The sequence below is a fragment of the Pseudomonas tritici genome, from assembly GCF_014268275.3.
Classification (GTDB): domain Bacteria; phylum Pseudomonadota; class Gammaproteobacteria; order Pseudomonadales; family Pseudomonadaceae; genus Aquipseudomonas; species Aquipseudomonas tritici.
The window spans coordinates 5,493,854-5,505,801 of sequence record NZ_CP077084.1; the positions used below are offsets into that span (position 1 = coordinate 5,493,854).

Annotated in this window: 10 protein-coding genes and 2 tRNA genes; all 12 read right to left on the reverse strand. The window is 57.2% G+C overall.

The annotated features are described in order from the left end of the window. Positions 1-56: 56 nt before the first annotated feature. Positions 57-974 (reverse strand): tRNA pseudouridine(55) synthase TruB, encoded by a 918-nt coding sequence (truB, locus tag HU722_RS25040; RefSeq protein ID WP_016976825.1) that lies wholly within the window; start codon positions 972-974, stop codon positions 57-59. 3 nt (positions 975-977) lie between these two features. Beyond that, the gene (rbfA, locus tag HU722_RS25045; protein ID WP_065875288.1) at positions 978-1,373 is read right to left on the reverse strand and encodes a 30S ribosome-binding factor RbfA; all 396 of its coding nucleotides are present in this window, start codon (positions 1,371-1,373) and stop codon (positions 978-980) included. A gap of 159 nt (positions 1,374-1,532) precedes the next feature. Then, entirely contained in the window at positions 1,533-4,043 is a 2,511-nt protein-coding gene (infB, locus tag HU722_RS25050; RefSeq protein ID WP_065881646.1) for a translation initiation factor IF-2, read from the reverse strand. A gap of 27 nt (positions 4,044-4,070) precedes the next feature. Then, positions 4,071-5,552 carry a transcription termination factor NusA gene (gene nusA, locus HU722_RS25055; RefSeq protein WP_049711491.1) on the reverse strand — a complete coding sequence of 494 codons (1,482 nt, stop codon included), beginning with the start codon at positions 5,550-5,552 and terminating at the stop codon, positions 4,071-4,073. A gap of 47 nt (positions 5,553-5,599) precedes the next feature. Next, positions 5,600-6,058 carry a ribosome maturation factor RimP gene (rimP, locus tag HU722_RS25060; RefSeq protein ID WP_049713475.1) on the reverse strand — a complete coding sequence of 153 codons (459 nt, stop codon included), beginning with the start codon at positions 6,056-6,058 and terminating at the stop codon, positions 5,600-5,602. Between the two features lie 140 nt (positions 6,059-6,198). After that, positions 6,199-6,275: transfer RNA gene (locus tag HU722_RS25065), tRNA-Met, on the reverse strand. Between the two features lie 96 nt (positions 6,276-6,371). After that, positions 6,372-6,457, reverse strand: a tRNA-Leu gene (locus HU722_RS25070). 21 nt (positions 6,458-6,478) lie between these two features. After that, positions 6,479-6,862: a preprotein translocase subunit SecG gene (gene secG, locus HU722_RS25075; protein WP_083207073.1), complete on the reverse strand. Its 384-nt coding sequence runs from the start codon at positions 6,860-6,862 to the stop codon at positions 6,479-6,481. 4 nt (positions 6,863-6,866) lie between these two features. After that, entirely contained in the window at positions 6,867-7,622 is a 756-nt protein-coding gene (gene tpiA / locus HU722_RS25080) for a triose-phosphate isomerase (RefSeq protein ID WP_003194193.1), read from the reverse strand. 66 nt (positions 7,623-7,688) lie between these two features. Beyond that, positions 7,689-9,026, reverse strand: a complete 1,338-nt coding sequence (glmM, locus tag HU722_RS25085) for a phosphoglucosamine mutase (RefSeq protein WP_065875290.1) — start codon at positions 9,024-9,026, stop codon at positions 7,689-7,691. Positions 9,027-9,042: 16 nt separating this feature from the next. Further along, complete coding sequence (gene folP, locus HU722_RS25090; protein WP_065875291.1) at positions 9,043-9,894, reverse strand: dihydropteroate synthase; 852 nt, start codon at positions 9,892-9,894, stop codon at positions 9,043-9,045. Positions 9,895-9,902: 8 nt separating this feature from the next. After that, positions 9,903-11,813 (reverse strand): ATP-dependent zinc metalloprotease FtsH, encoded by a 1,911-nt coding sequence (gene ftsH, locus HU722_RS25095; RefSeq protein WP_065875292.1) that lies wholly within the window; start codon positions 11,811-11,813, stop codon positions 9,903-9,905. Positions 11,814-11,948: the final 135 nt, after the last annotated feature.

The window sequence follows — 11,948 nt, forward strand, 5'->3', positions numbered from 1 at the left end:
TCCCTGTATCTAAAAATGAGTGTTGACCATGCCTGTTAACAGCCACACTCGTTCGGTCATTCTGACCGAATCAGTCGACGCGGCGCGATGCGCCCGTCTTCGCTCACTTCACCGATACCGATAAAGCGACCGTTATGATCCTGTACCCTCACCATACCGAACTTCGGAGCATCCGGGGCACGTACCGGTTGGCCGTTGAGCCAGTAGAACGCGCTGTGCTCCGAGAAGTGCAGCAATGGCCAATCCAGCAAGCCGCTGTCTGAAGGCATCAGGAAGCGATCAACCGCTTCGTTGCCACCTTCAGCATGCACCGCTTCCAACTCTTCCAGCGTGACCGTCTGGGCCAGGCTGAAAGGGCCGGCCTGGGTGCGTCGCAATTCTGCAACGTACGCGCCGCAACCGAGCTTTTCACCAATATCTTCCACCAGGGTACGGATATAGGTGCCTTTGCTGCAGTCCACGGCCAAGCGGGCGGTGTCGCCTTCACAGGCGAGCAATTCCAAGCGCGCAATAGTAACAGAACGCGGTTCTCGCTCCACTACTTCGCCGGCACGTGCCAGCTTGTAAAGAGGCTGCCCATCGCGCTTGAGCGCCGAGTACATCGGCGGTATCTGACTGATTTGCCCACGAAAACCGGGTAGAGCAGCTTCAATATCAGCACGACCAACGGTCACGTCGCGAACCTGCAAAACATCACCTTCGGCGTCGGCCGTGGTGGTGGTCTTGCCCAGTTGCATCAGGGTTTCATAACCCTTGTCGGAATCGAGCAGGTATTGCGAGAACTTCGTCGCCTCGCCAAAGCACAGCGGCAACACGCCGGTGGCCAAGGGATCTAGGCTGCCGGTGTGCCCGGCCTTCTCGGCATTGAGCAGCCAGCGGACCTTCTGCAACGCGGCATTGGAGGTAAAGCCAATGGGTTTGTCGAGCAGAATGATGCCGCTGACATTGCGACGTATACGTTTGACCTGAGCCACCGCTTACTCCTTGGCGTCTTCAGGTGTGGAGGGGCGCTGGCTGTCTTCAGCCACGGCGCGCTCGATCAGAGCCGACAGGTGCGCACCACGCACGACACTTTCGTCGTAGTGGAAGTGCAACTGAGGAACGCTGCGCAGCTTCATCTCACGGGCCAACTGCATGCGCAGGAAACCCGCTGCCGAGTTGAGCACCTTGATGCTTTGTGCGATTTCTTCGCTGTTGTCCTGCCCCATCACAGTGATGAAGATCTTGGCGTGACCCACGTCACGGCTCACTTCAACGGCGGTGATGGTGACCAGACCAACGCGAGGGTCTTTGACTTCGCGACGGATCAGCTGGGCCAGCTCGCGCTGCATCTGATCGCCGATACGCTGGGTACGGCTGTATTCTTTTGCCATGTCTTGTTACCTGTTACTGCCACACGGTGAAACCCGTGGGGTCTGAAAGCGGCAAACGCCCGGCCTGACAAAAGCCAGACCGGGCGTTGCGTTTAGAGTCCGGACACAGCGCGGGACATTTGCATGCCCACACGCCGCGTGGCTCCTGAAGTGCGCGAGTTAGAGGCTGCGAGCAACCTGGACCTTCTCGTAAACTTCGATCTTGTCGCCAGGCTTAACGTCGTTGTAGCTCTTGACGCCGATACCGCATTCCATGCCAGCACGCACTTCGGAAGCGTCATCCTTGAAGCGGCGCAGGGATTCCAGCTCGCCTTCAAAGATAACGATGTCTTCACGCAGTACACGGATTGGACGGTTACGGTGCACAACACCTTCGATAACCATGCAACCGGCGATCGCACCGAATTTCGGCGAGCGGAACACATCACGCACCTCGGCCACACCCAGGATGTTCTCCCGGACATCGCTGCCAAGCATGCCGGTGAGGGCCTTCTTGACGTCTTCGATGATGTCGTAGATGACGTTGTAGTAACGCATGTCCAGGCCTTCCTGTTCGACGATCTTGCGAGCGCCAGCATCGGCACGCACGTTGAAACCGAACAGTACAGCGTTGGAAGCCAGTGCCAGGTTGGCGTCGGATTCGGTGATACCACCAACACCGCCACCGACAACGCGCACTTGCACTTCGTCGTTACCCAGGCCGTTCAAGGCGCCGTTCAACGCTTCGAGAGAGCCACGGACGTCAGATTTGAGGACGATGTTGAGCGTCTTCTTCTCTGCCTGGCCCATGTTTTCGAAGATGTTTTCCAGCTTGCCGGCGTGAGCACGAGCCAGTTTGACTTCGCGGAACTTGCCTTGACGGAACAGAGCCACTTCACGGGCTTTCTTCTCGTCCGACAGCACGCTCATCTCGTCGCCAGCGTCCGGAGTACCGTCCAGGCCGAGGATCTCGACAGGGATGGAAGGACCGGCTTCTTTGATTGGCTTGCCGTTCTCATCGAGCATGGCACGTACACGGCCATAGTTCGAACCGACCAGCACCATGTCGCCTTGGCGCAGGGTACCGTCTTGAACCAGAACAGTTGCAACCGGGCCACGACCTTTGTCGAGACGCGATTCAACCACAACACCGCGACCTGGGGCCGATGGGGTTGCTTTCAGTTCGAGTACTTCAGCTTGCAGCAGAACAGCTTCGAGCAGCTCGTCTACACCGGTACCGACTTTCGCCGAGACCGAAACGAACGGCGTATCACCGCCCCACTCTTCGGAAGTCACACCGTGAACCGACAGTTCGCTACGGATGCGATCGAGATCGGCGCCCGGCTTGTCGATTTTGTTCACGGCAACAACCAGTGGAACACCCGCAGCCTTGGCGTGCTGGACAGCTTCAATGGTCTGCGGCATCACGCCGTCGTCCGCTGCAACTACCAGGATCACGATGTCAGTCGCCTTGGCACCACGGGCACGCATTGCGGTAAACGCGGCGTGACCAGGGGTGTCGAGGAAAGTGACCATGCCGCGTTCGGTTTCAACGTGGTACGCACCGATGTGCTGGGTGATACCACCGGCTTCGCCAGCAGCTACCTTGGCACGACGGATATAGTCGAGCAGGGAAGTTTTACCATGGTCAACGTGGCCCATTACGGTCACAACTGGCGCACGGGAGAACGTCTCACCTTCAAACTTCAGGGACTCGGCCAGGGAATCTTCCAGGGCGGTGTCGCTGACCAGGGTCACTTTGTGGCCCAGTTCTTCGGCTACCAGTTGAGCAGTTTCCTGATCAAGCACCTGGTTGATGGTCGCTGGGGTGCCCAGTTTGAACATGAACTTGATGATTTCAGCAGCCTTGACCGACATCTGATTGGCGAGATCGCCAACAGAGATGGTCTCGCCGATCTGCACATCACGCACGACAGGGCCGGTTGGGCTCTGGAAACCGTGAGCGTTGCGTTTTTTCAGCTTGGCCTTGCCGCGACCACCACGACGGAAGCTATCGCTTTCCTCGTCGGTAGTACGTGGGGCAACGCGTGGCGCAGGCGCTTTCTCTTTGACCGAGGCACGATGCGGAGCATTTTTGCGCTCGCCATCACCGCCGCCGCCGCGACGATTGTTATCGTCAGCACGTGGCTTGTCCGGACGGCGAGGCTCTTCGCGCTTGCGGGCATCAGCAGCAGGTGCTGGTGCCGCGGCAACCGGAGCGGCTTCACGCACAGCTTCTACTGGCGCGCTAGGCGCGGAGACCGCTTCAGTAGTCGCAGGCTGGCGACGCGCTTCTTCTTCGGTGCGACGCTTGGCTTCTTCTTCAGCCTTCTGACGAGCAGCATTTTCTACTGCGCGACGTTCTTCCAGATCGCGTTTGCGCTCGGCTTCGATTTCTTCCGGGCTGCGTTGTACGAAGACTTTCTTCTTGCGTACTTCAACGCTGATGCTCTTGCTACCCGCAACACGCAGTGTGCTGGTGGTTTTGCGCTGCAATGTAATCTTGCGCGGTTCTTCCACTTTCGCCTTGTGGCTGCTCTTCAAGTGAGTCAGCAAAGACTGCTTCTCACTATCGCTCACACCTTCATCGGCGGCGGTGTGCGGCAGACCTGCCTCACGCATCTGCTGCAACAGGCGCTCTACCGGTGTTTTGACCTCATCGGCCAGTTGTTTCACCGTGACTTGCGTCATGCACTTCTCTCCTCAGGCCGCGCCTAGTTACTCGAACCAATGGGCTCGGGCGGCCATGATCAACTTGCCGGCACGATCTTCGTCAATGCCGTCGATGTCGAGCAGATCGTCAATAGACTGCTCGGCCAGGTCTTCGCGGGTAATTACGCCGCGCACCGCCAGTTCCATCGCCAAATCCTTGTCCATACCCTCAAGCGAGAGCAGGTCTTCGGCCGGATGGGCGTCTGCCAGCTTTTCCTCAGTAGCGATGGCTTTAGTCAACAAACGATCCTTGGCCCGAGCGCGAAGCTCGTTGACGGTGTCTTCGTCAAAGCCGTCGATGTTGAGCATTTCTTCCAACGGTACGTAGGCAATCTCTTCCAGGCTGGTGAAGCCTTCATCTACCAGCACCTGTGCCAGGTCTTCATCGACTTCGAGCTCTTCGATAAAGTTGCGCAGGATGTCACCGGTTTCTGCTTGCTGCTTAGCCTGGATGTCCGATTCGGTCATCACATTCAGGGTCCAACCGGTCAGTTGGCTGGCCAGACGCACGTTCTGACCACCACGACCAATGGCCTGAGCCAGGTTGTCTGCGCCGACGGCGATGTCCATTGCATGGGCATCCTCGTCAACGATAATTGCCGCCACTTCAGCCGGCGACATTGCGTTGATCACGAACTGAGCCGGGTTATCGTCCCACAGCACGATATCCACACGCTCACCGCCCAATTCGCCAGACACTGCCTGGACGCGCGAACCGCGCATACCAATGCAAGCACCTTGCGGATCAATACGCTTGTCCTTGGAACGGACCGCGATCTTGGCGCGCGAACCCGGGTCGCGGGACGCAGCCATGACTTCGATCAGGCCTTCGGCAATTTCCGGCACCTCGATACGGAACAGCTCGATCAGCATTTCCGGCGCGGTACGCGACAGGATCAACTGAGGGCCGCGGTTCTCGGTGCGGATTTCCTTGAGCAGCGCACGCAGACGCACGCCGACACGGAAGGTTTCGCGAGAGATGATGTCTTCACGGGCCAGCAACGCTTCAGCGTTGTTGCCCAGGTCAACGATCACGTTGTCGCGGGTGACTTTCTTCACGGTACCGGAGATGATTTCACCCAGGCGCTCGCGATAAGCGTCAACAACTTGAGCGCGCTCGGCTTCGCGAACCTTCTGCACGATGACCTGCTTGGCGGTCTGTGCAGCAATACGGCCGAACTCGATCGATTCGATCTTTTCTTCTACGACATCACCGACATTGGCGCCAGGGTGCGTTTCGGCAACCTTGCTCGGCCAGGTTTCGATGGCCGGATCATCAAGATCGGCTTCTTCGACGACCGTCCAGCGACGGAAAGTCTCATAGGCACCGGTGTGGCGGTTGATTTCCACACGCAGATCTACTTCGTCTTCAAAACGCTTTTTGGTAGCAGTGGCCAGGGCCAGCTCCAGCGCTTCAAAAATCACGTTTGCCGGTACGCCCTTTTCATTGGATACCGACTCAACAACCAGCAGTACTTCTTTGCTCATCGTACGCCTCGCCTTTCGCAAGCCATTGGATCCGCGGGATCCGCGTCTCAGCCAAAACTGGGAATAATGTTGGCCTTGTCGATCATATCGATCGGCAACAGGAACTCATGGTCTTCCACTTGCACCACAACGTCCTGCTCTTCTACACCGCGCAGAAGGCCCTGAAAATTGCGTCGCCCTTCGAATGGGGATCGCAGCTTGATCTTCACTTGTTCACCGGCAAATTTTGCAAACTGATCAATAGTGAACAGTGGGCGTTCCATGCCTGGCGAGGAAACTTCGAGGGTGTATTCAACGGCAATTGGATCTTCAACATCCAGCACACCGCTGATCTGACGGCTGACAATGGCACAATCGTCCACCAGCACGCCGCCCTCTTTATCGATATAAACGCGCAACATTGAGTGGCGACCTTGAGCCGAAAACTCAATACCCCAGCATTCATAGCCTAGGGCCACGACCACCGGGGCCAGCAAGGCCTGCAACTCTTCTAGCTTGCTCGACACCTGAACCCCCTCGTGCATGTATGTGCATGCTGTGCAAAATAAAAAAATGGGCGAAACGCCCATCCTTGAAACGCCGTCGAACAGCGGCGTTGAAAGTGTCCAGCTAACAAAAAGCCCCTTAAAAGGGGCTCCGCTAAAACTGGTTGCGGGGGCCGGATTTGAACCGACGACCTTCGGGTTATGAGCCCGACGAGCTACCAGACTGCTCCACCCCGCGACAAAGCTGGGGCGGAAGTATACGACTGATCCCCAACAGGGTCAATGTAACCTTCCACCTACAAGAAAGCCCGCAACAGCGGGCTTTCCTGATAATTGGTACCGAGAAGGGGACTCGAACCCCTACACCCTATGGGCACAACCACCTCAAGGTTGCGTGTCTACCAATTCCACCACCTCGGCAATACAGCGTTTACAACCTTCTTACTTCTGCTCTTGAGCTGGAGGCACGTCAGTCGCTGGAGTAGCCGACTTTTGCTCTTGAAGCACCGGGACATCATCAGAAGCCGGTTTTGCTTTTGGTACTTCCAACACTGCTGGGTTTGGCAAACCTACTTGAGTCAGCACATGAGCTTTCTCTTTAGCAAAGTAACCTAACCCTAAGCTGGTTATGAAGAAACCGGCGGCAAGTATAGCAGTAAACTTACTAAGAAAGGTAGAGGTACCTTGGCTTCCGAATACAGTATTTGAAGCACCTGCACCGAAAGACGCACCAGCATCTGCACCTTTACCCTGTTGCAGCAAAACCAGGGCAACTACGCCCAAGGCAGCCAACAGATGAAAAACGACTACGACTGTTTCCAGCATTTTTTCAGTTTCCCGCGGCGCGACAAATCGCACCGAACTCATCTGCATTCAGGGAAGCTCCACCAATGAGCCCCCCATCGATATCCGGCATGCCGAACAGTTCGACCGCATTGGCCGCCTTCACGCTGCCGCCGTATAGAAGACGCACACCTTGTGCGACTTCAGAATTCTCTGCCGCCAACTGCGCGCGGATGGCTGCGTGCACATCCTGCGCCTGTTGCGGTGTAGCAGTCAGCCCGGTACCAATGGCCCAGACCGGCTCGTAAGCAATTACCGCTTTTGCAAACGCACCAACACCCAGCTCCTCGATGATGCTGCCCAGCTGACGCGAGACAACTTCAAGAGTCTTGCCCGATTCGCGCTGCTCCAGGGTTTCCCCTATGCACAACACTGGAATCAAGCCACAAGCCTGTGCTGCGGCGAACTTGCGGTTGAGTGTCCCATCACGCTCGCCCATCATCTGACGGCGTTCGGAGTGCCCAACAAGCACATAGGAACAACCCGCATCGACCAACTGACTCGGCGAAATCTCACCGGTCAACGCACCTTGCATCGGTTCCACCGCAGAGTTCTGCGCGCCGACCTGAATCGACTTACCTTTCAAGCCATCAACCACTTGGTTGATATGCAGGCAAGGTGGAAAAACCGCAACATCAACACCGCTAGGCAAGGCCAGGTGACGAAGGCCGTTGATCAGCTCAGCGACACTGGCGCGGGTACCGTGCATCTTCCAGTTACCAGCTACCATAGTGCGACGCATGCTGTACCTCGTCGGTCAAAGTGGGCGCAGATGTTACCCAACCACATCATCACTGGCAAGCCGAATTCAGGCGCAAACTTCAGTTACCAGTTTTGCCAGGTCTTCGGCATGGCCGCGAACCTGTGTTTCGTCGTCACCTTCAACCATGACGCGCACCAGAGGCTCTGTGCCGGACTTGCGCAACAACACACGGCCACGCCCCGCCATCGCCAGAGTCACGCGCTCGCACGCCTCCTTGACAGCAGGGTGATCGATCGGGTTTTCGCCACCGGCAAAACGCACATTGAGCAGCACTTGCGGACATTTACGCAGCGCCTGACGCGCTTGGGCGAGGCTCTCTTCGCGACGACGCAATGACAGCAGTACCTGCAGCGCAGCAATAATCGCATCGCCTGTGGTGGTGTGCTGGAAGCAGACAACGTGCCCGGAATTCTCGCCACCCACCAGCCAATTACGCTCAAGCAGTTCGGCGATCACATAGCGGTCACCGACATTGGCGCGCACGAATGGAATCCCCAGGTCTGCCAAGGCCAGCTCAAGCCCCAAATTACTCATCAGTGTGCCGACAACGCCGCCTTGCAGCTTGTTACGCTCATGCAGGTCGCGTGCAATGATGAACAACAGATCATCACCATCAACAATGGCACCCGTGTGATCCACCATCAGAACGCGGTCGCCATCACCATCGAAGGCAATACCCAAGTCGGCATGCTCGGCAAGGACGGCCGCCTGCAACTGCCCCATATGAGTAGAGCCGCAGTTATCGTTGATGTTCAAGCCGTTCGGCTGGGCCGACAGAACCGTCACGTCCGCACCCAATTCCTTGAATACGCTGGGCGCTACTTTGTAGGTAGCACCATGAGCGCAGTCGACCACAATTTTGAGGCCGGCGAAATTGGTACTGCTCGGCACACTGCTCTTGCAGAATTCGATATAGCGGCCAGAGGCGTCGTTGATTCGCGACACCTTGCCCAGCTTGCTGGAATCAACCACCGTCATCGGCGCGTCCAGCAGCTCTTCAATCATCAACTCGATCTCGTCCGGCAGCTTGGTGCCCTGGCCCGAGAAGAACTTGATGCCGTTATCATCATGGGGGTTGTGCGAGGCACTGATCACGATACCGGCTTCAGCGTGAAAGGTACGCGTCAGGTAGGCGATCGCTGGCGTCGGCATAGGCCCCAGCAGCATTACATCGGCACCCGCGGCGGACAGACCTGCTTCCAATGCGGACTCAAACATGTAACCCGAAATACGGGTGTCCTTGCCGACCAGGATGCGGCACGCGCCCATACTGCGGAACGCCATACCCGCCGCCCAACCCAGCTTGAGCATGAAGTCAGGGGTAATTGGAAATTCGCCGACCCGACCACGGATACCGTCGGTGCCAAAGTATTTTTTAGTCATAAGTGCTCCATCATTCTTATTCGGCTGATTCTACCGCAGCAATCATACGCACCACATCCACGGTCTGGGCGACATCATGCACGCGCAAGATGCGTGCACCCTTGGTTATCGCGAGCGCTGCCAGTGCAAGACCACCGTACAACCGCTCGCCCACCGGACGATTCAGCGCCAGCCCGATCATGCTCTTGCGCGAAACACCGACCAACAGCGGCCGACCAAGTGCGTGCAGGGATTCCATATGCTTGAACAGGCTTAAATTGTGTTGCAGGGTCTTAGCGAAGCCAAAGCCGGGATCGAGGATGATCTTTTCAGCCGCAATCCCTACGGCAGCGCATTGAGCAATCCGCTCAGCGAGAAAACCACTCACTTCACCAACAAGATCATCATAGTGAGGACTGTCCTGCATATTGCCGGGCTCACCCAGCATATGCATCAGACACACCGGCAAACCGCTAGCCGCGGCAGCATCCAATGCGCCATCTCGCTGAAGAGAGCGTACATCGTTGATCAGCCCGGCGCCCAGGCGCGCAGTCTCGCGCATCACGGCAGGGGTCGACGTATCAACCGAGATGATCACATCCAACTCTCGGGAAATGCGCTCAACGATGGGCGCCACCCTCTCCAGCTCCTCCAGGGGAGAAACTACGCGAGCACCGGGGCGAGTAGACTCACCGCCGACATCAATAAGGGTTGCCCCTGCCGCCACCATTGCCTCTGCGTGACGCAGCGCGGCATCAAGCTGGCTGAAGCGGCCACCATCGGAAAAAGAGTCGGGGGTTACATTAAGAATGCCCATAACGTGTGTATGGGCCAAATCAAGAACCCGGCTGCCGCAAGGCAACCGGGTGGAGGACACAACAGAAGTCATTTCAAACCTTAGACGTCAGCTGCCGGGCCGCCGATTGGTGTTTCAGGGCGCTCATTCTGAACCACAGGCGGAGTGCCTGAAGTACCCGAACCACCTTCCCAATCGCGAGGCTCGCGCGGTGCGCGACCCGCCATGATGTCGTCAATCTGGTCGGCATCAATGGTCTCGTACTTCATCAGCGCATCAGCCATTGCATCCAGCTTGTCGCGATTGTCGGTCAGGATCTGCTTGGCCGTGCCGTAGCATTGGTCAATGATACTGCGCACCTCGGAGTCGATCAGCTTAGCCGTCTCACCGGAGAAGCTGGCGCTTTGACCACCACCGCCACGCCCCAGGAATACCTCGCCCTCTTCCTCGGCATACATCAAAGGACCGAGTTTTTCAGAGAGGCCCCACTTGGTGACCATGTTCCGTGCAATCTGGCTGGCACGCATGATGTCGTTGGATGCGCCAGTGGTCACACCGTCGAAGCCCAGCGTCATCTCTTCAGCAATTCGGCCACCGTACAGCGAGCAGATCTGGCTGATCAGTGCGCGCTTGGAAAGGCTGTAACGATCCTCTTCCGGCAGGAACATGGTGACACCCAGCGCCCGACCACGAGGAATGATCGACACTTTGTAGACCGGGTCGTGCTCAGGCACAACGCGACCGACAATGGCGTGACCGGCTTCGTGATAAGCAGTGTTCTGCTTCTCTTTTTCCGACATGACCATGGATTTGCGCTCGGCACCCATCATGATCTTGTCTTTCGCCAGTTCGAACTCTTTCATTTCAACGATGCGCTTGCCGGTACGGGCAGCGAACAGCGAAGCCTCGTTGACCAGGTTAGCCAAGTCAGCACCGGAGAAACCTGGAGTACCACGGGCAATCACGGCCGGAGCCACATCATCACCCATTGGCACTTTGCGCATGTGTACTTTCAGGATCTGTTCGCGGCCACGGATATCCGGCAAGCCGACCACGACTTGACGGTCGAAACGACCAGGACGCAGCAGCGCAGGGTCCAGCACGTCAGGCCGGTTGGTTGCAGCGATGACGATGATGCCGTCATTCATTTCAAAGCCGTCCATCTCAACCAGCAACTGGTTGAGGGTCTGCTCACGCTCATCATGACCACCGCCCATGCCGGCACCACGATGGCGACCAACGGCGTCGATTTCATCGATGAAGATGATGCAAGGCGCGTGCTTCTTGGCTTGTTCGAACATGTCGCGAACACGGCTTGCACCGACACCAACAAACATCTCTACGAAGTCAGAACCGGAAATAGTGAAGAACGGCACCTTGGCTTCGCCGGCAATCGCCTTGGCCAGCAAGGTTTTACCAGTACCCGGAGGACCGACCATCAGCACGCCGCGCGGAATACGACCACCCAGGCGCTGGAACTTGCCTGGATCGCGCAGGAACTCGACCAGCTCACCCACTTCCTCCTTGGCCTCGTCGCAACCGGCAACGTCAGCCAGGGTGGTTTTCACCTGGTCTTCGGAGAGCAGGCGCGCCTTGCTCTTGCCGAAGCTCATCGGCCCGCCCTTGCCTCCCGCACCGCCTTGCATCTGGCGCATGAAGAACATGAACACAGCGATGATCACCAGAATCGGGAAGCTCGCCACCAGAAGTTGGGTCCAGATGCTTTGCTGCTCAGGCTGCTTGCCCTCAACAACGACCTTGTTATCCACCAGATCGCCGATCAGACCGTTGTCCTGAATGGCCGGACGAATGGTCTTGAAGCTGTCGCCATCGACGCGCTTACCGGTAATCACGTAGCCATCAACCGCTACGCGCTCGACCTTGCCATCCTTAACTTGCTGGATGAAGTCGGAATAGTTGAGGGTCTGCGGCTCGTTAGGGCTGGAGAAGTTGTTCATCACCGTCACAAGGACAGCCGCGATGATCAACCACAGGATCAGATTCTTTGCCATATCGTTCAATTAACTACCCTCTGAAGCAAGCTCCGCTACTGGCGCGCGCTTCGCATGATATTCACCGGCCTAACTTACTACATTACCTACAACTCTTGCAGGCGCCGTCTGTAACCCTTTGTGAAACTTTGACTA